19 protein-coding genes, 1 tRNA gene and 1 pseudogene are annotated in these 22687 nt (G+C 62.5%); 13 read left to right on the top strand and 8 right to left on the bottom strand.

The annotated features are described in order from the left end of the window. The coding region (locus CP556_RS20050; RefSeq protein WP_098727496.1) for an AAA family ATPase at window positions 1-2671 on the bottom strand (2671 nt) is incomplete at its 3' end. A gap of 115 nt (window positions 2672-2786) precedes the next feature. Here CP556_RS20050 and CP556_RS20045 point away from each other — a divergent pair. Beyond that, window positions 2787-3035 (top strand): annotated as a pseudogene (locus CP556_RS20045) (restriction endonuclease); the annotation flags it as partial. A 26-nt stretch (window positions 3036-3061) separates the two neighbouring features. Here CP556_RS20045 and CP556_RS20040 read toward each other — a convergent pair. The 3 genes from CP556_RS20040 to CP556_RS20035 form a co-directional block, all read right to left on the bottom strand. Next, window positions 3062-3331: a type II toxin-antitoxin system HicB family antitoxin gene (locus CP556_RS20040; RefSeq protein ID WP_098727221.1), complete on the bottom strand. Its 270-nt coding sequence runs from the start codon at window positions 3329-3331 to the stop codon at window positions 3062-3064. Between the two features lie 177 nt (window positions 3332-3508). Next, a complete protein-coding gene (locus CP556_RS26135; RefSeq protein WP_176548250.1) occupies window positions 3509-3679 on the bottom strand; it encodes a hypothetical protein in 171 nt (56 codons plus the stop codon). A gap of 449 nt (window positions 3680-4128) precedes the next feature. Continuing rightward, window positions 4129-4515, bottom strand: coding sequence for a MaoC family dehydratase (locus CP556_RS20035; protein ID WP_098727220.1), 387 nt, complete (start codon window positions 4513-4515; stop codon window positions 4129-4131). Between the two features lie 495 nt (window positions 4516-5010). On the opposite strand from CP556_RS20035, the gene CP556_RS20030 reads away from it, so the two are divergent. From CP556_RS20030 to CP556_RS20000, 7 genes are all read left to right on the top strand, one after another. Beyond that, window positions 5011-7320 carry a PAS domain S-box protein gene (locus CP556_RS20030; protein WP_098727219.1) on the top strand — a complete coding sequence of 770 codons (2310 nt, stop codon included), beginning with the start codon at window positions 5011-5013 and terminating at the stop codon, window positions 7318-7320. 32 nt (window positions 7321-7352) lie between these two features. Then, window positions 7353-7679: a DUF5785 family protein gene (locus CP556_RS20025; RefSeq protein WP_098727218.1), complete on the top strand. Its 327-nt coding sequence runs from the start codon at window positions 7353-7355 to the stop codon at window positions 7677-7679. Window positions 7680-7755: 76 nt separating this feature from the next. Continuing rightward, window positions 7756-8526: a GTP cyclohydrolase III gene (locus tag CP556_RS20020; protein ID WP_098727217.1), complete on the top strand. Its 771-nt coding sequence runs from the start codon at window positions 7756-7758 to the stop codon at window positions 8524-8526. Between the two features lie 168 nt (window positions 8527-8694). After that, on the top strand, window positions 8695-9303 hold the full coding sequence (locus CP556_RS20015) for a CBS domain-containing protein (protein ID WP_098727216.1): 609 nt from the start codon (window positions 8695-8697) through the stop codon (window positions 9301-9303). Window positions 9304-9404: 101 nt separating this feature from the next. Further along, the gene (locus tag CP556_RS20010) at window positions 9405-10628 is read left to right on the top strand and encodes a phosphoglycerate kinase (RefSeq protein WP_098727215.1); all 1224 of its coding nucleotides are present in this window, start codon (window positions 9405-9407) and stop codon (window positions 10626-10628) included. Beyond that, on the top strand, window positions 10597-11112 hold the full coding sequence (locus tag CP556_RS20005) for a GNAT family N-acetyltransferase (RefSeq protein ID WP_098727214.1): 516 nt from the start codon (window positions 10597-10599) through the stop codon (window positions 11110-11112). Before CP556_RS20010 ends, CP556_RS20005 begins: the two co-directional genes overlap by 32 nt. A 12-nt stretch (window positions 11113-11124) precedes the next feature. Next, window positions 11125-11198, top strand: a tRNA-Thr gene (locus CP556_RS20000). An 862-nt stretch (window positions 11199-12060) separates the two neighbouring features. Here CP556_RS20000 and CP556_RS19990 read toward each other — a convergent pair. Further along, window positions 12061-12681: a universal stress protein gene (locus tag CP556_RS19990; RefSeq protein WP_098727212.1), complete on the bottom strand. Its 621-nt coding sequence runs from the start codon at window positions 12679-12681 to the stop codon at window positions 12061-12063. Window positions 12682-12814: 133 nt separating this feature from the next. Here CP556_RS19990 and CP556_RS19985 point away from each other — a divergent pair, with 133 nt between their 5' ends. The 4 genes from CP556_RS19985 (at window position 12815) to CP556_RS19970 (ending at window position 16735) form a co-directional block, all read left to right on the top strand. After that, window positions 12815-13639 carry a DUF6159 family protein gene (locus CP556_RS19985; RefSeq protein WP_098727211.1) on the top strand — a complete coding sequence of 275 codons (825 nt, stop codon included), beginning with the start codon at window positions 12815-12817 and terminating at the stop codon, window positions 13637-13639. A gap of 36 nt (window positions 13640-13675) precedes the next feature. Next, a complete protein-coding gene (locus CP556_RS19980; protein ID WP_098727210.1) occupies window positions 13676-14122 on the top strand; it encodes a DUF5518 domain-containing protein in 447 nt (148 codons plus the stop codon). A 232-nt stretch (window positions 14123-14354) separates the two neighbouring features. Continuing rightward, window positions 14355-15935 carry a long-chain-fatty-acid--CoA ligase gene (locus tag CP556_RS19975; protein WP_098727209.1) on the top strand — a complete coding sequence of 527 codons (1581 nt, stop codon included), beginning with the start codon at window positions 14355-14357 and terminating at the stop codon, window positions 15933-15935. Then, window positions 15935-16735 carry an enoyl-CoA hydratase/isomerase family protein gene (locus tag CP556_RS19970; protein ID WP_098727208.1) on the top strand — a complete coding sequence of 267 codons (801 nt, stop codon included), beginning with the start codon at window positions 15935-15937 and terminating at the stop codon, window positions 16733-16735. Before CP556_RS19975 ends, CP556_RS19970 begins: the two co-directional genes overlap by 1 nt. Before the next feature lie 179 nt (window positions 16736-16914). Here CP556_RS19970 and CP556_RS19965 read toward each other — a convergent pair whose 3' ends face one another. Next, window positions 16915-17361 (bottom strand): dCTP deaminase/dUTPase family protein, encoded by a 447-nt coding sequence (locus CP556_RS19965; RefSeq protein WP_098727207.1) that lies wholly within the window; start codon window positions 17359-17361, stop codon window positions 16915-16917. Between the two features lie 343 nt (window positions 17362-17704). On the opposite strand from CP556_RS19965, the gene CP556_RS19955 reads away from it, so the two are divergent. Then, window positions 17705-18373, top strand: a complete 669-nt coding sequence (locus CP556_RS19955; RefSeq protein WP_098727205.1) for an O-methyltransferase — start codon at window positions 17705-17707, stop codon at window positions 18371-18373. Here the strand turns inward: CP556_RS19955 and CP556_RS19950 are convergent. Then, entirely contained in the window at window positions 18358-18819 is a 462-nt protein-coding gene (locus CP556_RS19950) for a hypothetical protein (RefSeq protein WP_098727204.1), read from the bottom strand. The two genes, CP556_RS19955 and CP556_RS19950, sit on opposite strands and share 16 nt — an antisense overlap. A 158-nt stretch (window positions 18820-18977) precedes the next feature. Continuing rightward, entirely contained in the window at window positions 18978-22646 is a 3669-nt protein-coding gene (locus CP556_RS19945; protein WP_098727203.1) for a PAS domain S-box protein, read from the bottom strand. Between the last annotated feature and the right edge of the window lie 41 nt (window positions 22647-22687).

Genomic DNA, 22687 nt, shown 5'->3' with positions numbered 1-22687 from the left:
TCGTCGCTATAGTCACCTGTAGCATCTCTCGTGCCGCTTGCTCGAGAAGCGACGCATCGATCTCTCTGACAGCCGCTATTTCCCGAACGATTGTCCGTCGCTTCGGGACCCCCTCGAGTTGCGGGAAGATATAGCTGATAACCGCTTGGGTGAGATGGTACTCGAGTTCGTCCTCGGAATGTTGATTGACGTATCGGAGTATATCTTCGATTATCGCGGGGCCGATCGACCGTTCCTCAACAGCATGGTTCGTCTCCCTCCAAACGCGACCGATAGCCATCGCTTCGTTGCGATTGAGATCGAGATCCCACGCGTTTGCATAGTCGTAGATCAGTTGCTCTAACTGATCATCGTCTGCTGGATCCTCGGGGAGTTCAGGAGCGGGAACCCGAACGAAAGCGAACCGGCGCATGAACGCGTAGCTCATCTCGTAGAGCGAGGTCTTGTCGTAGGTGTTCATCGTCGCGAATATACGCCACGAATTCGGCACGAGATACTGATGGTTTGCGGGACGTCCAGCGATCTCGTCGGTCGTTGTGAGTTCGATTTCACGACCGTTTTTGGTGTACGGCAGTTGGACCGATTGCCCCGAAAGGAGCGTAAAGAGTTGGCCGAACGCTTTGTCGATGTCGGCACGATTCAGTTCGTCGATAATGAGTAAATCGTTCGATTGCGTCTCAGTCCGGGTGTTTTTGAGTCGGTTGAGGACGATCCCCGGGGTGAACGAGAGGTTATCACCATCTCCTTCGGATTCGTTCGGCATGTACCCGCCGACCGTATCGAAGGTCGACCAGTCGGCAGTCGCCGTCGTCATTTCGAAATCCGAGTACAGGTAGGGCAGCGTATCCGATAGCGAGTCGCATACTCGGCGAGCGATCTCCGTCTTTCCGGTTCCCGGTGGACCAGTCAGGAGAACGTGTTTCCCGGATGTGAGTGCCGTCGTGATCTGCTCGAGAATCCGATCGCCCTGATCGTCTGGGAAGTAGAGACCGTCGAGCGTTTCGGGCGGGATCGAACCGTGATACTGTTTGTGGACGTTGATCGCTGAGGCCTCACTCAACGTGTCCGCGATCGCCTCGATGAGGGCCACTGGCCGATCGTGATCGATCGCACCATCGTCCGTTCGAAACGTCGCGTACTGTGACTGGACCGGGAATTCGATACCGGCGACCTCGTCACAGATGCTGTTGGCTTGCGCGATCGGGAGGAGATCCGTTGTTAGCGCGTCGGACTCCCGATCGATTTCCGACGTTGTCTTTTCAGTGATCGATCGAGACGTATCGATATCGTCAATCGAGCCGGTAAGGAATAGCCGATCGAACATCGCAACCAGCGGATACGACTCCCCCCGTTCGTGTTCGTCCCACCACCACGGTTCTTCTTTCTCGAACGTCCGTCCGAGAATTCCGACTCCGATTATGCCGTTTGGATGACGGCCGAGTTCTTCGTTCGACGGCTCTTCGCGGGAATGGAGAATCGCGACATCGCCTTCCGAGAAGTCTTCCCATCGGCTCCGATATTCCTCTCCGGACGACACCGCGCTGTACTCGATACTCGTTAGCCAGTAGTCACACGGGGCAGTGAACTTGTATACTGTTGGTGACGTCGCTCGAATGTGTGATAGCACTGGATGAGTGCTATCAGTCGGTTGAGCCACCGGCTCCGTTTCCGTCTCAGTCTCCACAGTGTAGGTATCGCGAAGAATACTGTTCAGCCGAGGTTGACTCAAGACACTCCCGGTATCGTCGGCTTCCTCCTGAAGAATGCGAACCCAACAGAGAAAGAGCGTCTTTGCCGGCGAAAACGAGTAGTGAGAGCCGACACCGATTTCGGCGGCAGTCTCCTCGAGTTCGGGTTCGAGTAACTCGTAGACGGATCGAAGTTGATCGAACGTTGTAGCAGTGCTCGTGGAGACGGTACCGGACGGTTTGAATCCAGTGAGTGAAGCAGACCACTCGGCGACGAGTGCTTCCCCGAGACGGGTTTTGAGCCACGACGTGTTTTCGGAGGATTCCTCGAGTCGACTTCTGATATCGGTTATCGCCGCCTCGAGCGTCTCGTATTCGTCGGCCGATTCGGTTTCGACGGCAAACTCGGTCGGATAGATCTTGTTGCCGCGGATCTGCTCGAGAAATGCCTCGATCGAGTCGTATTCTGCAAAGAACGTTGATCCACTGCGACCGAAATCGATGCCGCTAAACGTGTCATTTGGCCATCCACGGAACCCGAGCGTTTCCCAGAACCCCTCGCGATCGAGAGTCGTCTCGTATATCGGATCGAGAAACATTACGTGTTGATACGAAACGTCCGACACCTCTCCCCAACCGATCGCGTTCGTAAACGCCGCTGCCGTCTCCTCGTCCAGAATCGTCGCGTGATCGATACGGGCGAGATGCGTATAGTCGCCCCCGTGACGCCCATCACGATCTGCAAATAAGAGATAATCACCGGTATCTGCCGGTTCGTCCTCTGTATTTCCCCACACCCGAAGCGTCTCATGCTCGAGAGGGATTTCACAGAGATCCGCGAGTTGCTCTCGGCGGACTCCGTCGACGATCGTTCGCTTGAAGTTTATTCGAATTGGCTCGTCGTCTTCCGTCTTTACTGGAACCTGATAGACTGTTGGTGGATCTCTGTTTGTTTCATCATTCTCTGATAATCCCGCTCCCATTGTTTTCTAAACCGAGACAGTATCTACCTATAAATCCTGTTGCGATATCACGAAGATCAGTATTTGAATTGATCTAAGCTTAAGAATTTTTATATGAGTGGTATTTCCCGAAAGTTACGCAAACTTCCCCGAGATCACTACCAAGAACAACTCGCTGGTTGACCGACTCCAAAAGCTCACCCTGCCCGCCGTCGACGACGTTCGCGAAGGGTTGGGAAGCTACCTCGAGACGAAAGCGAGAGCCGAGGAACTCAAGGAAAAGATCGAGAAGACGGACGAGTTGATCGACGAAATCGTCTACGAACTCTACGGACTAACCGACGAGGAAATCGAAATCGTCGAAGAGGCGGTTGGAGAAGAATAGAAGGGAAAACGTGCGCCGACTCATCCCTATTTCAGGACATCCGGCGGTTCTCGATCCCCGGTCGTATTCGAGTCGGGATCGACCCCCAGGTCGCGGAGTTCCTCCTCGGTCGGCTCGCTTCCGATCTCATCGCGGTGGAGTGCAACCGCCTCGTCGAGGTTCTCGAGCGCGGTTCCTCGAGACGGTCCCTGCGTGGTAACGCCAGTTTCTACGTCCGTGGCGATCCACCAATCCTCCTCGCGCCAGAGACGGATCTCGCCGTCGTGGACGCCATCATTGCGCGTCGAACTGGCCATTGTATGCATAGGTTTCCGGACAATTCGTAAAAGCGTTTGGCTCGCAAAGATTCGATACACTCGAGTCCCGGTTCCGAACCGGCCGTCCGACGGGCGATGTCGGCAGGTGGTGTGTGGTGATTCGATCGGACCCGCCGACCGGCCGGCTGATCGTCGGGGCTCGAGCCCGGTCCCGACCTACTCCTCGCGAAGGCTCGGAAAGAGATCCGGCGGGACCGAACAACCACAGGGAGCGACGGAGCCGGTGTGGGGACCAGTAGCAACCGAGAACAGCACGGGGTCGCCACAGCGCGGACAGTCGGGGAACGGCGACTCGTCGTCGTCGCTCGCGTCCGAACTGCTATCCATCGCGACTGCGCCTCGGTCGTTGCGGCGAGGACGCTACTCGTGTCGGGCGATTCGACGGTCGTGCGGGACGTTTATATCCCGGTAGAATGAACGCAATCATGGCAACCGAATCCTCCGTGGATTTGGAAGCCGCGTCTCGGGTGTTGGTTCCACCCGGGGCATTTCGATGCAGCCCCTCGCATCTGCGTTTCGAGACTGACTTCCGTTTGGATTGTTGACCTATTGGGACTTATATCTATTGTTACTACGGGGAAAAGAGAGTCCCCCGCCTCGAGCCGCCCCGAACCCCAAACCTCGAATCACCGACGCTCGAGTCCGCTCGAGAGCGCGGCGGTGGGATCGTGCGAGGCATCGATCGGTCCTCGCTCGCTTTGCGATGCACTCACTTCGTTCGCCCATCGTATCGCTCGGGCATGCAGTGACTTTCAGTGGGTACCGTCTTGATCGAGTTACTCGTCTTTCCAAATAATTCCGTTCGTCGATGAGGTCAACACGGTCTCGCCATCCGCGTTCTCACAGACAACGGCTGACGTGAATTCGTACCGGTCGTCTCGTTCCTCGACTGTCTCAAACGTCGATCGGCACGTGATTGGTTCGCCGGTGTAGACCGGCCGATGGAAGTTGAATTCCATCGTACTGGCCAACACTTCGTTGTCGCTACCCAGTTTCGTCGGGAGCGTCGCGGTCAGTAATCCCTGTACCATCACCCGTCCGTCTTCGTCCGGCTCGGTATGACGGGATTGATCGTCACCAGTGAGGTCCGCAAACTGCTGTACATCTTCGACTGTGAACGTTCGCTCGTATGTTCTCGTCTCGCCTTCGATTGGCTGCGTCATCGGAATCGACCTCGAGAATGAATCTCGTCGTATAACAAGATACCGAGACGAACGTACCCGAACTGCGAACCCGGATTCGGAGAAGCGATGTCTAACGGCACCAACACTCGAGAGACCCCGGTTCCGAACCGGCCAGCGAGCGATGTCGACGGGTGGTGTGCGGTCATTTCGATCGGACCCGCCGACCGACCGGCTATAGTGTCAACTGAAACGGTTTCCATACCGATCGCATAGTCCGCGGTTCTCGCTCGCGGTGCTCGCTCACGGCTCGCTTTGCTCGCCGTTCGCATCCCCGCGGTTCTCGCTCACTCCGTTCGCTCCGAACCGCGCTCGCTCCGAACCGCGCTACTGTCGTGCGATCGGATATGCAGTGACGTCCAGTTGGGACTGTCGTCCTCGAGTTGGAGGCCTGACCGCCATCTCGTTCGGTCCAAACGAGCGAGCGACCGAACCGGAGGCCCAAATCTATATCCACACCGTACCGAGAGATAGGGCATGAGCAACCGAGACGAATCTCGACACGAGAGCGTCTCGATCGAGCCGGTTCGCGTCCTCTGTGTGGACGGCGACCCGGAGCGCCTCGCTGAGACGGCCGACGCCCTCGAGCGAGCGGACGACGCCATCGAAACGCTCGATGCGACCGGCACGAGCGATGCACTCGAGCGCCTCGCCGGGACCGACGTCGACTGCATCGTCTCGGAGTACGAGCTCCCCGATTCGGACGGACTGGCGTTGCTGGATGCGGTCCGAGCTGACGACGAAGCCTGTCCCTTCGTGCTGTTCACGGGCGCGGGCTCCGAAGCGATCGCGAGCGAGGCGATTTCCGCCGGCATCACGGACTACCTGCGGCGGGACGCGACCGAGTACGCGACGCTGGCGGAGACCGTCCGCACCGCCGTCGAGACGACGCGGAGCCGCCTGCAACGACAGCGCCAGCTCCGCGCCATCGAAACCGCACGGGAGGGGATCAGTCTGCTCGACGAGGAGGGACGATTCGTCTACGTCAATCGGGCGTACGCCGATCTGTACGGCTACGAGCCCGCCGACCTGCTCGGCAAGCACTGGGAGCAACTGTATCCGGACGACAAGATCGAGCACGCCCGCGACGTGATCATCCCGACGGTGATGGCCGAGGGCGACTGGTACGGCGAGACGACGGGGCTCCGATCGGACGGGAGCACCTTCGTCGAAGCCCACTCGCTGTCGACGACCGGCGACGGCGATCTGATCTGTACGGTCCAGGACGTGACGGACGAAAAGGAACGCGAGCGCGACCTCGAGCGATACGAGACGATAATCGACGCCCTCGGCGATCCCGTCTATACGGTCGACGCCGAGGGCCGGTACGCGTTCGTCAACGACGCCTACGCGGAGATGACTGGCTACGAGAAGGACGAAATCATCGGCCAGGACGTTTCCTTCCTGCTCGATGAGCCATCCGTCGAACGCGGCACCGACTGCGTCCGGTCGCTGCTCTCCGACGCGACCGCCGAGCGCAAGCGCACCTACGAGATCTCCGTCGAAACGAGCGACGGTGAATCGATTCGCTGCGAGGATCACTGCTCGTTACTGCCCATCGAGGACGGCCAGTACCGCGGCGTCGCCGGCGTCGTTCGAGATATCACCGAGCGCACGGCCCGCGAACGAGAGCTCGAACTCGACGAAACGATCCTCGAGACGATCCCCGATGAGGTGTACGCGCTCGACGAGGAGGGGTACCTCACCAAGGTCGTCCCGCCGATCAACGCCGAGATGACGACGACGGGGTACCGGCCCGAGGAACTGGTCGGCGAACACGTTTCGATCATCATGGACGACGACGATATCGCCACCGCCGAGGCGGAGATTCGTGCACTGATACAATCGGACGAACGCGAACACGCCTCGTTCGAAATGGAGACGATCACGGCCGACGGCGAACGCGTGCCCAACGAGAACCACATCGCGCTCCTCCCGCGGGACGAGGACGGTCGCATCCAGGGAACCGTCGGCGTCCTGCGCAATATAACCGAGCGCAAAGCGCGCGAACACGAGCTAAGGGCCCAAAACGAACGGCTCGATCGCTTCGCCGGCATCGTCTCCCACGACCTCCGCAACCCGCTGAACGTCGCGCAGGGGCGACTCGAGATCGCTCGCGAGACCTGTGACTGCGCCGCCGACGATCTCGAGGACGTCGCGTGGGCGCACGACCGGATGTCGGTCCTGATCGAGAACATCCTGACGGTCGCACGGGAACGCGATCCGTCGCTGGACGTCGAATCGGTCGACCTCGCGACGCTCGCCGAGGACTGCTGGAGCCACGTCGAGACGGCCAACGCCGCGTTGCGAATCGAGACGGATGCCGTCGTTCGTGCCGACCGGGCGCGACTCGCTCAGCTCCTCGAGAACCTGATCCGCAACGCCGTCGAACACGGTTCGACGAACCCCGACTCGCAGACTCATCGGGATACCGTGGAGAACGGCTCTGCGAGCCGTTCAGACCCCGGCAGGTCTGAAGGCTCGATCGGACCCGGCCGCCCGAGCGTCACGATCACCGTGGACGATCTCGCGGACGAGACCGGCGGCGGCTTCGCCGTCGAGGACGATGGTCCCGGTATTCCGGCGGACGACCGCGACCGCGTCTTCGAGAGCGGCTACTCGAGCACCGACGGCGGGACCGGCCTCGGACTCTCGATCGTCGACCGGATCGCCGAAGCCCATGGCTGGACGGTGACCATCGCCGACGGGGACGACGGTGGGACGCGGTTCGAACTGACCGGCGTCGAGCGGGCGGATCGGCGACGAGCCGACGGCGACGGAGAGTAATCCTTTTGCGGGTCCCCTGCACACGGTCGGGTATGAGCAGCAACTGGCCGGTCGATCCCGACGGCGAGGAGGGCAGCGAGGGGATGCGCAAGTTCGACATGCGGATCATCGCGGACAAGGTCGACGAGGAGGAGGACTTCCCGATGGATCGCGACGAGTTCGTCGCTGAGTACGGCGACTATCCGATCCGGATCAACTACGAGACCGTCGTCCCGATGAGCGAGATCTTCGAGCACGTCGAACCCGAAGAGTTCGAGACGATGGTCGACATGCACAAGGCCGTCGGCGCGGCGATGCGCGCCGGTAACTTCTGGAAGTACCACCCGCAGGGCAAAAACCCCGAGAAGAAACCCGCCTGAGGCCCGGTTCCCGAGTCGCGTCACGAATCTGGATTACGTATCACTTATACGACGGCGTTCGAAAGAATCGGTCACAGTGACTAACACGCAGGTGACGCTCGTTCAGATCGACAACTACGGGCCGTGGACCGTGACGCCGGAACCCCGACGGGAGGCCGACCTCCAGACGATGCAGTCCCGACTGTTCGCAGATATCTCCCAGTTCGTCGGCAACCGCGGCGGCTACACCTTCTTCACTCGCTTCGACAATATGATCGCCGTCACGAACGGCTGTTCGCTCGAGGACCACGCGCTCCTCCAGGAATCGGTCGGTAACCGGTACCCCGTGACGCTCAGTCTCGGTGTCGCGACCGGCACGAGCCCCGTGCAGGCACTCTCGGACGCAACCGAATGCCTGCAAGACGCCGGCAGCGCACAGGACAAGAATCGCCGCGAGTGCCTCGAGGGCCGGGCCATCGCGGACGACTACCGGACCGACGACGACATCCAGATCGCACACTTCGACGTGATCGACGCGACCGGCAACTACACCGACGAACTCAACGCCTTCGACACGTTCATCGAGATCGAACAGGGGTACGCAGAACTGATGCGGCACATGCGCTACACCCAAAACAGCCTCTCCTTTTTCGTCGGCGGCGACAACGTCATCGTCGTCTGCCCCGACCTCGAGCGGGCCGACTACGAGGAGGCGGCCGCTCACGTCGCCGAGGCCGTCGACGTCGAGATGCAGGTCGGCGTCGGTCGCGGAAAGAGCGCCCACGAGGCGGGCTACGATGCGAAACACGCGCTCGAGACCTGCCGGGCCGACGGGACAAGAGTCGAACTCGAGTGGGAGACGGCCTGAAACGGACCGGTGATCGTCGGTTTCGGTCCGGCCGGGACCCGCCCTGTGATTGCTCCGGGAACATCGGTACAGTAGCCTGGATGAATTCCGGAAGGGGAGAACTTTGTTGCCGATTTGCTTAAGCGTGATGGAGGTAGCTTTTAGCCCGTTCGTGGGATGCGTTCACACATGGAATCGGAACTGTCAGTCAGAGAAATCCTGACGAGCGACTACGTCGGTGTCAGCGAGTCCGACACCGTTCTCGATGTCGTTTCCCTCATGCGAGACGAACGGACGAGTTGTGCGCTGGTCGTCCGCGGTTCGGAGCCAATCGGCATCGTGACCGAGTGGGACGTGCTTGGTCTCGTCGACGACGAACGCGATCCCGCCACGACGACCGTCGACGAGGCGATGACGACTCCAGTCATCACGGTCGGTCCCGACCGGTCGCTCACCGACGTCGCCACCACGATGGCTCGACAGAACATTCGCAACGTCATCGTCGAAGACGACGACGGGATCGTTGGCCTGGTCACCCAGCGCGACGTGATCGCCGCTGCGAGTTCGTTCCAGGCGACGATGACCCCCACCCGCTCGAGCGAGCCGCCGGTCGATCGGGATCGCGAGCTCGCGGATCCCGTGGCCGCCCGCGCGAGCGGGGCGGGCAACGGCGGAGCGCTCCCCAACGGCGGCGACGAGTACACCACCCAGGGCGTCTGCGAGGCCTGCGGCTCGCTCGCGGACGAGCTGTGGGACGCCAACGGCCAACTCGTCTGTACGGACTGTCGGTCGGTGTGACCGGACCCCGGCCGGCCGGCGGCGTGATCCGTGTCACCGGTCGCCGAGCCCTATCTCTCCGATAGAAAGACCTTTCGGGGGCCGCGGTGCACGGATCGATAATGATCGCGACCCTCGACGATCTTGACGTCGAAGGGACTACCGTCGGTGTTCGCGTCGACGTCAATAGTCCGATCGGCGATGATGGCACGCTCGCGGACGACGCCCGACTGCGCGCTCACGTCAACACGCTCTCGGAACTCTTAGAGCGCGACGGTCGGGTCGCCGTCCTCGCCCATCAGGGTCGGCCCGGCAGCGACGATTTCGTCACCCTCGAATCCCACGCCGACCGCCTCTCGGAACTGCTCGGCCACCCCGTCGACTACGTTGACGCGACCTTTACCAATGCCGCCCGCGAGGCCGTCAGGGGACTCTCGAACGGCGACTGTCTCGTTCTCGAGAACACCCGCTTTTACAGCGAGGAGTACATGGAGTTCGAGCCCGAACGGGCTGCCCGAACGCATCTCGTCGACGGACTCGAGTCGGTGCTGGACGCCTACGTCAACGACGCCTTCGCCGCGGCCCACCGCTCACAGCCCTCGCTGGTCGGCCTACCGACCGTCCTGCCGAGCTACGCCGGCCGCGTCATGGAGTCCGAACTCGACGTGCTGGGCTCTATCGAAGAGACGCCCGAGCCCCGCGCCTACGTCCTCGGCGGCGCGAAGGTGCCCGATTCGATCGACGTCGCCTGGTCCGTCCTCGAGAAGGGGCTGGCCGATCACGTCCTCACCGCGGGCGTCGTCGGCAACGTCTTTCTCATCGCGGACGGCGTCGATCTCGGCGACGCCAGTTCCGACTACATCTACGATCAGGGCTACTGGGACGAAATCGACCGCGCCGCCGATCTGCTCGACGCGTACGGCGACCGGATCGCACTGCCCCGTGACGTTGCCGTCGCCCGGAACGACGAGCGCCACGAACTCGGCGTCAATGCCCTCCCGCCCGGTGACGGCGAGTCCGCAATGGACATCGGCGAGTCGACGCTGGATTACTACCGGCGAATCCTCGCGAACGCGGAAACGGTGATCCTCAACGGTCCCGCCGGCGTCTTCGAAGACGAGCGCTTCCAGACGGGAACCCGACAGCTCTACGACGCCGCGACGGACAGTCCGATGAGCATCGTCGGGGGCGGCGACACCGCCTCCGCACTACGCAAACTCGGCGTCAACGGGTTCTCCCACGTCAGTACCGGCGGCGGTGCCGCGTTGCGGATGCTCACCGCCGAATCACTCCCCGCCGTCACGGCACTCGAGAATGCCCCCGAACGACCCGCAGCCGACGATTGAACCCGCCTCCCGGGACGACCTCGAGACGCTTACGGACCTGTGGGTCCGACTCGCCCGCGATCAGCGCCGGTACGAGTCGGCCGTCCGCGCCGACGCGAACCGCGAGACGATGCGCGAGACGCTCGGGGCCTATCAGGTCGCCGACGGGCTGCTCGTCGCCCGCCTCGAGGGCGACATCGTCGGCTTCGCGTCGGTCTCGATCGAACGCGGCACCCTCGAACTCGACAGCACCCGCGGCATGCTCTCGAACATCTACGTCGAGCCGGCCGTCCGCGGTCGCGGGATCGGTACCGCGTTGCTCGAGGCGGCCGAGGAGTCGGTCGCAGAGCGGGGTGCCGACGAACTGTTACTCGAGGTGATGGCAAACAACGAGGCGGCTCGCCGCTTTTACCGTCGCCAGGGGTACGACGAGTTTCGGGTCACGATGTCGCGCTCGCTCGAGGACCGGAAGGAAAACGATACACATTCAAAGGAGGACGGCTAACCGACGACCTGTGCCAGGGGAGCATGGGCGGTTCATGCACTCGACTTGTAATCGAGACTCCCGGGGTTCAAATCCCTGCCCTGGCTTTTCTCCTCGCGAACGGACGTGAGCGTCGGCAGCTGAAGTGGGAGTTCGAGTAGCCCGCGAACGAGCGCAGCAGGGACGGAGGCGTGGGTCAAATTCCACCCTCGGCCGTTTCTCGCGACGGATCTTCGCAAGTGAAAATCCGGCTGCTATTTGAACGACGCGACAGGTACCGTCTCGCTGCTTCATTTCCACGGATTAGTCTCGCCTTTGTTGGACGAACTGACCGACAGATCGGGGAAGACGCTTCCCGCTAGATCGAATGTGTCCGGATTGATATGTGGCCATACAGGTTAATGTACTCTCGGAGAAATTCGCGGATGTGAAAAACAGGTATATCGTGATATTCGCGGTTGAGGGCGCTGGAGTCGGGGTCCTCTTCTATTTACTCCTTCGGCATACGATTAGAAACATCATCGATGTCTCTCAATTGATACCACAGTTTCCATATGTCGGGATCGTTGCGAATATAATCGGACTCGGTCTCGTTCTCCCGCTCGTCGTGTACGTGACTATCATGGCAGTAAAGCGTCTGAGTTTGCACAAGGTGTAGTGTTACGAGCGATGGATTCGATCGAACAGTCGAATCGCTGTACACCGCTTCTCACAGATCACCGCCGGTGAGTAACGGCAACCGCCCCGTCAAGCGGTCACGGCTTCATACCGGAGTTCAATCCGAAAGCACTCGGTTCGCTGTTCCTGAGCGCAGGGAATTGGCACGTACTCCAGTAACGTCGTTCGATACCCGACGCTACGCGGTCACCAAGCGATGGCACTTAGCCGCTCGAGACAGAATTCGACGGCTAACCGCTATGATATCGTCGCATAACGAGCGCGCGCTCACTCGAATACACGTTGCAGTCCCTACTCGGTGTCGGGTCCCTTGGCGACCCGGGCCTCGCTCGTCACGGCGTCGACGTGGACGTGGACTGGTCCCGCGTCGGTCTCGAGGGGCACGATCCAGGAGGCGCTGGTCCGGTGTGGATCATCCGAGACGCGGATCCCGTCGTACCCCTCCTGATCGGCGGTCTTTCGGGCGATCTCTGCGGCTTCGTCGGCGTCTTCGATCCGAATCTCGTCGTTCAGGCGGACGGTGACGACCGGGATGTCGGCCATTCGGACGATGCGTTCGGTGACGCTGCCGACGAGCACCCGATCGAGTCCGGTCCGGCCCTGCGTTCCCATGACGATCATGTCGATCCCGTGGTCGTCAGCGTACGCGAGGATCGCCTCGTGGGGGACACCCTGCTCGACCGCCGTCACGACGTCGACGCTCTCCCGCGTCGCTTCGGCCTCGATCCGCTCGACCGCCCGCTCCGCGGCGGGGATCGCTTCGTCGGTCTGGAGCGTCCCCAGCGGCCCTTCGGGGACGACCGACAGCGCGTGAATCGTCGCGTCGAATCGCTCCGCGATCGCCAGTCCGTGCGTGAGCGACCGACGGGTTCCGTCGCTCCCGTCCGTCGGAACGAGGATGTCCTGGTACATCGATACCGCGAGGCTAGGTAACGCGGCCGTAAATACCCTCGAGTCCGTCCCCGTTCCTCACAGTAGCGTTCTCGTGACGACTGAGAGTCAACGCAACGACACTATTATATATTCACACAGAGAAGTCGGAAATATGTTCGACGGATTTCGACGCGGGCTGGCGGTTATCGACGCCAGCATCGACGTGTTTCGAGACCGCCCCCGACTCGCGATTCTTCCGCTGTTGAGTCTCGCGGTCGTCGGAAGTGCGTACGCGGTCGGCGGTGTCGCATTACTCCACTACGGACTCGTCGATTCGGTGTTCACGAACCGGCTCGTCAAGTACGGCGTCATCTTCGTCGGCCTCGCCGTCGCCTCGAGCGTCGGCATCTTCTTCAACGCCGCGATAGTCCACTGTGCGACCCGACAGTTCGCCGGCGAGGAGCCGACCGTCCGTGACGGGTTGGCCGCCGCGTGGGCGGTCCGCGGTCGGATCGCGAAGTGGGGGCTGCTGTCCGCGACCGTCGGCACCCTCCTCTCCATCTTGAACGACAACGTTCCCGGGGTCGGGACGCTCACCCGGTCGATCCTCGACCTGGCGTGGGGGCTTCTGACGTTTTTCGCCGTCCCGGTGATCGTCACTGATCGGACCGATACGCTCCGGTCGGATCTGCGACGGAGCGGGGACACCTTCGCTCGAACGTGGGGCGAGAGCGTGACCGTGACGTTCGGCATCGGGCTGGCGCTACTCCCGGTCGCACTCGTCGGCATCGGCCTCCTCGCCGCCGCGTACCTGTCTGCGACGGGCGTTGCCGCATACGTTATGGGCACGGTCGGCGGCCTGCTGCTCGTCGCGACGATCGTCGTCACGCAGGTCCTCGGCATGATCGTTCGCGCCGCCCTCTACCAGTATGCGACTACCGGCGAACCGGTCGGTCCGCTCGAGGCCCTCTCGCCGGACGACATCTTCTCGGAGTGACCGACGGCTCCTCGTCAGGCCGTGTGTTTACGAAATATGATTTACAGAATACGGGGTTTGATATTCAAATCGCTATTTACCAGGCGATTTCCGGCCCCTATCTTCTGTGGTGCCTTAGTATGTTTATTTATTAATATAATTGGATTAGATTATAGTATAGCTACCTTGGTTGCCCCATCAGCTCCATCAGCTGGAGCCGGCCAAATCGTCGGAGGATTCGTTGCTGGCTTCCTTCAGAGCGGGACACGCCGAGATGCTTTGAAAGCTGGTGGGTATGCCGGCGGACTACCGATTCTCGTTCTGGGCCCACTGGCCCTTATTCTTCGCATCGGTACTCAATCGGCTGCTCTCCCGCTAGGGTCTATCGCTCTCCAATACGCATTCGGGTTCCTACTAGTGTATCCGTTTATGATCGGTATGGGTTCGCTCTTCGGCGGTATAGGGGCCTTCGTTGGACAGTGGCTATCGAAGAAACGCTCGTGAAGCCGACCGGAATCATCCGCTCTCCGCATTCTTTCACGCTCTATCCGATGGTGAATCTTACCGTCGGTAGAACCACTTACGGGGCGATCAGCGTCGCCATCCTCCACTATGATCTCCCCAATACGAAATAGACGAACACGATCTGTAGTGCGTCGCGTTCGTTCGCTGATCGACGGCTGGCGTCGTCTTTAATAATCTTTTTTACGGTACACGGAAACCTATTGCACGGACTATGACAAATCTTGTCACTAATGTCGCGGATGCCGTCGGGGAACACGGCGACAACACCGCGATCGGGTTTCAGGGGTCTGAGACGAGCTACGAGGAGTTCTGGGGGCAAACGGGTGCGTTCGCGACGGCACTCGAGGAGCGCGGCATCGGCGAGGACGACCGCATCGCACTCTATCTCCCTAATTTACCGCAGTTCGTGATCTCGTTCCACGGGACGCTTCGCGCCGGCGGGGTCGTCGTTCCGATGAACCCGCAGTACAAGGCCCGCGAGATCGGCCACCTGCTCGAGGACAGCGAGGCCAAGGTGGTCGTCGCGCTGGCCGACCTCGTCCCCTTCGTCGACGAGGTGCGGGACGACACGAGCGTCGAACACGTCGTCAGCGTCGGCGGCGACGCCGAAGGTGCGACCGCGTTCGGGGACTTCCTCGAGCCGGGTGATCCCGGAATCGCCGACCGTGCCGATGACGACGACGCGGTCCAGCCCTACACCTCGGGGACGACCGGTCAGCCCAAGGGCGTTCAGCTCACCCACAACAATCTCGCGTCGAACGCGAACGTGGCGTCGAAGCTCATTCCCGACGGAATTCGGCCGGACGACAAATCGCTCGGCGTCCTCCCGCTGTTCCACATCTACGGGATGACCGTCGTGATGAACGCGTCGCTGTTCAACGGCGGCGCGTACTACCCGATGGCCTCGTGGGACGCACAGGAGGCGGTCTCGCTCATCGAGGACGAGGAGCTGACCATCATGCACGGCGTGCCGGCGATGTACAACGACGTGATCAACCAGCCCGACGCCGAGTCGTTCGACATGTCGTCGCTGCGTCTCTGCGGCGTCGGCGGCTCCGGTATTCCGGTCGAGGTCCTCCGCCAGTTCGAGGAGCTCTACGAGCCGAAAATCTACGAGGGGTACGGCCTGACCGAAACCAGCCCGATCACCCACTTCAACAGCCCGATCGAGGGCCGCCGCGTCGGCAGCATCGGGAAGAGCCTCCCGGGCGTCGACTCAAAGGTCGTCGACGAGGAGTTCGACGAGATCGACCCGGTCGAGGAGGGACCGGTCGACGAGGAGGAAGCAGATCTCCACGAGATCACCGGCGAGATCGTCGTCGCCGGCCCGAACGTGATGAAGGGCTACTACGGCCTGCCCGACGCGAACGAGGAGGCGTTCACCGAGGAGGGCGGTCGGCGCTGGTTCCACACCGGCGACATCGGCTACCGCGACGAGGACGGCTTCTTCTACGTCGTCGACCGCGAGAAGCACATGATCGTCACCGGGGGCTACAACGTCTACCCGCGGGAGGTCGAGGAACTCCTCTTCGAACACCCCGACGTGGCCGACGCGGCCGTCGCGGGGATTCCGGACGAGCGCCGCGGCGAGACGATCAAGGCCTTCATCGTCCGGACGCCCGACGCCGACGTTACCGAAGACGAGATCAAGGAGTACTGCCTGACCAATCTCGCGGAGTACAAACACCCCCGAGAGGTCGAGTTCGTTCAGGAACTGCCGCGGACGACCACCGGCAAAGTCCAGAAGTTCAAACTCCGTGAGCAGGACGGCGACGAGGAGGTGGCCGAATAATGGCGCTCGGCGACGCGGTCCTTCTCGATATCGAAGACGACGGCCCCGCGACGATCACGCTGAACCAGCCCGACCGCAGAAACGCCTTCTCGGCAGAGATCCACGACGGGTTCGTCGCGGCCTTCGAGGAGATCGAGGGCAGTGACGCCCGCTGTGTAGTCATCAAAGGCGCTGGCGGTGCGTTCTCGGCCGGGGGTGACGTCGATCGAATGGTCGACGCCCTCGAGGAAGACATCCCTGCAGACGATCGGGCACGCAGCCTCGAGCAGCGAACGAAAGAGATGATGACCGCGCTGGTCGACTGTCCGATCCCGACGATCGCGGTGATCGACGGCCCCGCAGTCGGTGCCGGCGCGAACCTCGCCATCGGCTGTGACGTGCAACTGGCCAGTGACCGCTCGGTGTTCGGCTTCGTCTTCCGACAGGTCGGCCTGAGCGTCGACGCCGGCACCTCCTACCTGCTCCCGCGGATCGTCGGCGAAAACGTTGCAAAGGAACTCGTCCTCACGGGTGACATCTTCGGCGCGGATCGTGCGGCCGACCTCGGCCTGGTCAACCACGTCTACGCCGCCGACGAGTTTGATGAGCAGGTCGACGAGTTCGTCGAGAAGATCGTCTCCGGCCCGCCGATCGCGCTGCGACACGCCAATCGACTTGTCGGCGAAGGCCTCGAGAAATCGCTCGAACAGGCCCTGACCGACGAGGCGGTCGCACAGGGGATCGTCTTCGAGACGGACGATCACGCGGAAGGCGTGAACGCCTTCCTCGAGGATCGCGAGCCCGAATACGACGGGCAGTAGCACCGCTCAACGGGATCGATATCGTTCGCCGTCTTCGTCTCTCGACCGATGGCAGGACACTTCTCACACGGATCCACTCAGAACCCGCTATACCGTTCACACGGTTACTGATACACGTATTCACCGAACCGCCAAACCGCGACAAAATCAGTGGCCGCTGACCGAAACCGACTGCGGAGTCACTGAGAGCTGCCGTGGAGTTCCATTAGCGTCGACACCCGCGCGTTCTCCTTCAGTCGGAGCCCGCCGTCGGCCACCGACAGCGGCAGCAATGGCAGGTGGTCTCGGACGTGCATCGAGGGATGAGAGCCTCCTCGAGCCAACAGCTCGTTGCGCGCCTGGAGCTGTGCTGCTCCCTCCAGCCCCGTCAGAAACTCGTTGTGCTGGATCACGTACTGGCCGCCCTCGAGGTGCCACCAGCCGTACTCGTCGTGGGGGCTCTCCTGTTCGGTCGGCACCGGCTCGAGGTCGGCCTCCGCGAGTTCGTCGCCGCCGAAGTCGATGCGACCGGGAGCGGCGACCTCGTAGATCGCACCGACGGTCAGGTCGATCCCGTGTTCGTGAACCTGTACCGGCTCGTACACCAGATTGTCGACGGAGTCAACGAGGGGGTGTTCGGCGGACATATCTGGTTGGTAGACGGTCTCGAGCCAAAAAAGAGTATCCTCGCCGGTGGCTCGCGTTTCAGACAGCGACCCGCAGCGGTGGCCGACACCGCGGCTGACGGGATCGACACCTCGTCCACCCGCGGAACGGACAGCGGGTGAAAAACGACCGCTCGAACGGGTAACCGATCTCTACGAACGGGTCCTCGAGCGATTCGACGAACATCCCGATCGCGTCTCGTTCCTCGCGAGTCGGAACCGGTAGGCATCCGTCGGGTGCGGAACGCGGATGACGGGACGAGTGGGACGGAACGACCGCGTCCGGCTCCCCGAACCCTATAGGCTGGCGATCGTATTCTCGCGTATGACCGAGGTCCTCACGGACGAGATCGCCCGCTTCGTTCGCGCCGTCGGCCCGGATCCCGACGAAACCCTGATCGAGATGGACGAGTTCGCCGCCGCCGAGGGGTTCCCCCACGTCGGCCCCGCGGTCGGCGCGTTCCTCCGGTTCGTCGCCCGACTGAGCGACGCCGAGCGCGTCTTCGAGTTCGGATCGGGCTACGGCTACTCCGCCTACTGGGTCGCCGACGCCCTTCCCGCGGACGGCGAGATCGTCCTCACCGAGGTCGACGAGGACGAACTCGAACTCGCCCGCGAGTACCTGGCTTCGGGCGGCTACGACGGAATCGCACGCTACGAGCTCGGCGACGCGATGGAAACGATCGATCGCGCCGACGGCCCCTTCGACGTCGTCCTGATCGACCACCAGAAAGAACGGTACGCGGACGCGTTCGAGGCCGTCCGCTCGAAGGTTTCGGTCGGCGGCGTCGTCGTCGCCGACAACGCGATCACGGCGAGCGTCCTCGACTTCGAAGACTTGCTCGAGTGGGCCGAGGGCGGCGCTCCCGTCGACTGTACCGAACACACGCAGGGGGTCATCGACTACCTCGAGACGGTTCGTGCCGATCCGGCCTTCGAGACGGTCGTCGTCCCGCTGGGAGAAGGAATTGCCGTCAGCTATCGAGTCGAGTAATCTGACGCATCGCCGTCGAACATTTGGTCGTCGGGTTCCGCTGCTGGAGCCGGGGAGCCATACTCGCGGAAGCCAAGGAAAATCGTCGACGCGGCGGCGGCGAGCAGCGTCGCCCACGTGACCGCGGTGAGCGCGACGACCGTCGCCTCAGCGGGACCCGGTGCGATGGAGCCGATCGACTCGAGGCCGACGGCGTGAGCGCCGGCAACCCCGAGAAACGAGACCCACAGCGCCAGTGCCGTGACGGCGAGCGTCTGTCGGGAGACGGACTGGGCGTAGCGAGCGACGCAGTAGACGCCGACGACGGCGAGCCCGGTCGCTCCGAGCAGTAGTCCGAGCCCGTCGAGAGCAGCGGCGGTCGCGACGCCAGCGACGGCGAAACAGGCGAGCGAGGCGGCAAGCAGAGAGCCATCCGAACCGCGTATTGTCGGAATCACGTCGTGCACCGCTTTGCCGGGTCGAGTAGGTGCTCGAATATATAGCTGTTGACTGACTGCAGTCGATTCGAATCGATCGCTTGAATCGGTGTTACGGCTATAGCAGCCACTGAACGCCAGTGTATACCTGATCGCATAACGGCGTTGCGATCAGTATGTAATTCGTTTCAGTGGCTACTATATTCCGACGCCGGCGACGACGGTTCGGTCTCGTCGACGGCGGGCAGGGTAAGCGAGAACGTCGACCCCTCGCCGGGCTCGGAATCGACGCGAATCTCGCCGCCGTGGCGCTCGACGATCCGGTGACAGAGCGCGAGGCCGATCCCGGTTCCCTCGTGTTCCTCGTGGCTGTGGAGGCGCTGGAACACCTGAAAGATCCGATCCTGGGCCGACGGATCGATGCCGATCCCCTCGTCGCGGACCGAAATCTCCCACTCCCTGCCGCTCCGTTCGGCGCTAACGTGGATCCGCGGGGGCTCGTCCCCGCTGTACTCGATCGCGTTCGCCAGGAGGTTCTGGAACACCTGTCGGAGCTGGCTCGCATCGCCCGCGACGACGGGAAGCGGCTCCGCCGTGATCTCGGCGTCTCGCTCCTCGATCCTGACCGTCAGATCCTCGCGGACGTCGGCGAGAACATCGTCGAGATCGACCGGCTCGAGGGGATCGCCCTGCGACTCGACGCGGGAGTACTCCAGGAGGCCGTCGATCATCGCCGCCATCCGCTCGGCACCGTCGACCGCGTACTCGATGAACTCCTCGCCGTCCGCGTCGAGTTCGTCGCCGTAGCGGTGTTCGATCAATTGGAGGTAACTCGTGACCATCCGAAGCGGTTCCTGGAGGTCGTGGGAGGCGGCGTAGGCGAACTGCTCGAGTCGCTCGTTCGACTCCTCGAGTTTGCGCCGGTACTCCGTCCGCTCGGTGATGTCCTGGACGACGAGCATACCGCTCGAGACCTCGCCGCCGGTCTGAACCGGCAGCGTCGTCGCACGGAGGGTTCGACCGCGATAGGTCACCTCGAAGGAGCGTTCGTCGCCGTCGAGAGCGGCCCGAAAGTGGGGCTCTATCTCCGTCACTAGCTCGTCGGGATACCGCTCGTAGATCGTCTGCTCGAGTTCGGCCGCTCGATCGATGTCGAGATCGTCGAGGAGCTGTCCGCCCGCGGCCGTGTACCGTAGCTCCTCGTTAAACAGGGCGACGACACCGTTCGGGAAGTTCTCTGCGAGCGTGCGGTAGCGCTGCTCGCTCTCCTCGAGCCTGCGCTGGCGTTTCTTCCGTTCGGTGATGTCCCGGACGACGCCGATCCGTTCGGACCCGCTTTCGTCGGTGGTGATCGACGTGACCGTCGCTTCGACCGGCCGTCGCTCGCCGGATTCGGTCTCGAGATCCATCTCGACGGTCGGCATGTCGCTCTCGTCTTCCGCGACCTGCCGGGCGTGGTCCATCACCTGTTCGTCGACGACGAGCGAGGCGTGGCTTCCGATCAACTCGTCGCGATCGTAGCCGGTGAGCGCCACGTACGCGTCGTTGACCATGGTGAATCGGCCATCCCCGTCAAGGACGTAGATCCCGTCCTCGACGGTTTCGATGATCCGTTCGTACTGCTCGAGTTGGCGCTCGCGACGTTTCCGATCGGTAACGTCTCGGAAGTATACCGATAGCCCCGTCTCGGAGGGATACGCCTGAATCTCCATCCAGATGTCGAGTGAGCCGGAGTACCGCTCCCACGAGACCGGGCGCTGAGACTCCATCGCCTCGCGATACCGGTCGCCGAGATCGGATGTCGTCGCGTTGGGAAACACCTCCCAGATGGTCTCACCGAGAAGCTCCGCCTCCGTGTGGCCCAGCAGTTCCGCGGCGCGATCGTTGACGTGGGTGAAGCGCCACTCGTCGTCGAGCGCGTAGAACGCGTCTGAGACGCGTCCGAGGATCTCGCTCAGTTCGGTCTCGAGTTCGTGCTTGCGCCGTTCGAGGCGGCGTTCCTGTTCTTTGAGCGTCGTAATGTCTTCGCCGGCGGAGATGACTCGCTCGAGCGAGCCGTCCGGCCCGAAGACGGGAACGGCCGTGATGGAGAACCACGTTCGGTCACCGGTCGGGTCCTTGACGACGAACTCCTCGTCACGTACCGGCTGGCCGGTCGCTCTGACGCGCGCCGAGGGACCGGTCTCGGGATCGATCGGCTCGCCGTCCGCATCGAAGACGTCCAGCGCGGCGAGCAACTCGGTCTCGCCGAGTGGATCGCGGTCGCCGAGTCCGAGTTCGGTCTGCGCGTGACGGTTCGCCAGCACCGTCTCGCCGTCGGCGTCTTCGACCGAGATCGCGACCGGTGCGGTCTGGAGGAGCGTTTCGGTCTGGCTCCGCTCACGTTCGAGCGTCCGTTCGCGGCCGATCCGGTCGAAGGTCGCCTCGAGACTCGAGGCGACGATATTCGCGAGCGAGAGATCGGCCTCGTCGAACGCAGTCCGCTCCTCGGAGCCGATGATGACGACGCCGTGGGTCCCGAGGGGAAGGCAAATCTCGCTTCGGATCGGCGTCTTCGGATTGTAGACGTTCGACTCCGTCGTCACGTCATCGTAGATCGCCGGCTCGCCGGTATCGTAGACGTGCCAGGCGATCCCCTCACCGGCCGCGAACGTGGGAATTTCCTCAAACAGGGACGCTGCCGGCTGGGACCAGGCGACGGGCTCGAGCGTCGCTCGCTCCGGTTCATAGAGGAAGACGCCGTTGATCTCGAGGTCGAGGATATCGAACAGGTGCTGACAGGCCTGCTCGGCGACTGCTTCGCGCGTCCCGGTCTCGAGCCACTCGCGAACGGCCTCGTTCAGCCGGCGGAGCTGGTAGGTGCGTCGGTGCTGTTCGGTGACGTCGTAGTAGAGTTCGACGCGTCCGCCCGCGTACGGGCCGGAGTCGATCGGTTTACTTCGGTGTTCGAGCCAGCGTTCCTCCCGGTCCTCGCTCGGCGTCACGTGACAGTCGAATCGTTCGGTGTCGCTGTTGTCATCGTAGGTCGCACTGAGCGTCTCGACGAATCGATCCGGATCGCTGACCCGCTCGGCGATGATCTTGTCCAGTAGCTCGCGTTTGTCCCGGCCGACCACCGCCGTCGAGTCGAGGCCGAAGTATCGCTCGATCGCGTCGTTGACCCACGCGACGTCGAACCCCTCGTCGAGGACGAAAACGCCCACATCAGCCCCCTCGAGCACTGCAGTAATCGATTCGAACGAGCGAAACGAGCCGGACTCGGACGCCGCGACCGGCTCGACCGGCCGGTCTGCGCTCTCGCCCGTCTCCAATTCCGCCGGCGACGCGCCCTCGGACGGTCGCGACTCGAGGTCGCGAACGACGCCGACCGTCCCCCGCCGGCCGTCGTCGGCAGGCACCGTCCCGAGGCGTAGTTCGCAGGGAATTTCGGTGCTAGCGGCCGTCCGGATTACTCCCTCGGTCGAGGTGACGCCACCCTCGTCATCGCTCGCTGTCCCGTCCCTCCCTTCGTCCCCGTCAGTACCTGCGTTCCCGTCTGTATCTGCGTCCCCGTCGCCATCCGAACCCGGATCGCTATCCGCGTCCCCATCGCTACCCGAACCGTTCTCATCGCCCCCGAGTGCGTCGGTTCCGAATCCGCCAACGAGTTGCGAGATGTGCTCGCCGCGGATCGCCTCGCGGTCGTAACCGGTCAGCTCGAGCAGGGTATCGTCGATCGCGACGATCCGATCGTCGGCGTCAAGCTGGAAGATTCCCTCCGCGACCGTGTCGACGAGCGTTCGGTACCACTGGAACCCTGACTGATCTCCACCATCGCTCCAGGGCGCGGAATCCGCCGGTTCCACCCGTTCAGTCATTGGACGAATGATGCCGTTCGAACGGATAAGTCCAGCGCCGC

It is taken from the genome of Natrinema sp. CBA1119, from assembly GCF_002572525.1.
Classification (GTDB): domain Archaea; phylum Halobacteriota; class Halobacteria; order Halobacteriales; family Natrialbaceae; genus Natrinema.
Note: the sequence above shows the minus strand (reverse complement) of the source record. Positions and strands in the feature narration are given on the sequence as shown.

Bases quoted from the DNA above. Each gene is read 5' to 3' on its own strand.
- CP556_RS19980 (WP_098727210.1), top strand. From the start codon at position 13,676: ATGATTTACAGAATACGGGGTTTGATATTCAAATCGCTATTTACCAGG.
- CP556_RS20015 (WP_098727216.1), top strand. From the start codon at position 8,695: ATGGAATCGGAACTGTCAGTCAGAGAAATCCTGACGAGCGACTACGTC.
- CP556_RS26135 (WP_176548250.1), bottom strand. From the start codon at position 3,679: ATGGATAGCAGTTCGGACGCGAGCGACGACGACGAGTCGCCGTTCCCC.
- CP556_RS19965 (WP_098727207.1), bottom strand. From the start codon at position 17,361: ATGTCCGCCGAACACCCCCTCGTTGACTCCGTCGACAATCTGGTGTAC.
- CP556_RS20035 (WP_098727220.1), bottom strand. From the start codon at position 4,515: ATGACGCAGCCAATCGAAGGCGAGACGAGAACATACGAGCGAACGTTC.
- CP556_RS19955 (WP_098727205.1), top strand. From the start codon at position 17,705: ATGACCGAGGTCCTCACGGACGAGATCGCCCGCTTCGTTCGCGCCGTC.
- CP556_RS19985 (WP_098727211.1), top strand. From the start codon at position 12,815: ATGTTCGACGGATTTCGACGCGGGCTGGCGGTTATCGACGCCAGCATC.
- CP556_RS20025 (WP_098727218.1), top strand. From the start codon at position 7,353: ATGAGCAGCAACTGGCCGGTCGATCCCGACGGCGAGGAGGGCAGCGAG.
- CP556_RS20040 (WP_098727221.1), bottom strand. From the start codon at position 3,331: ATGGCCAGTTCGACGCGCAATGATGGCGTCCACGACGGCGAGATCCGT.
- CP556_RS20010 (WP_098727215.1), top strand. From the start codon at position 9,405: ATGATCGCGACCCTCGACGATCTTGACGTCGAAGGGACTACCGTCGGT.
- CP556_RS19990 (WP_098727212.1), bottom strand. From the start codon at position 12,681: ATGTACCAGGACATCCTCGTTCCGACGGACGGGAGCGACGGAACCCGT.
- CP556_RS19945 (WP_098727203.1), bottom strand. From the start codon at position 22,646: ATGACTGAACGGGTGGAACCGGCGGATTCCGCGCCCTGGAGCGATGGT.
- CP556_RS19975 (WP_098727209.1), top strand. From the start codon at position 14,355: ATGACAAATCTTGTCACTAATGTCGCGGATGCCGTCGGGGAACACGGC.
- CP556_RS20005 (WP_098727214.1), top strand. From the start codon at position 10,597: ATGCCCCCGAACGACCCGCAGCCGACGATTGAACCCGCCTCCCGGGAC.
- CP556_RS19970 (WP_098727208.1), top strand. From the start codon at position 15,935: ATGGCGCTCGGCGACGCGGTCCTTCTCGATATCGAAGACGACGGCCCC.
- CP556_RS20030 (WP_098727219.1), top strand. From the start codon at position 5,011: ATGAGCAACCGAGACGAATCTCGACACGAGAGCGTCTCGATCGAGCCG.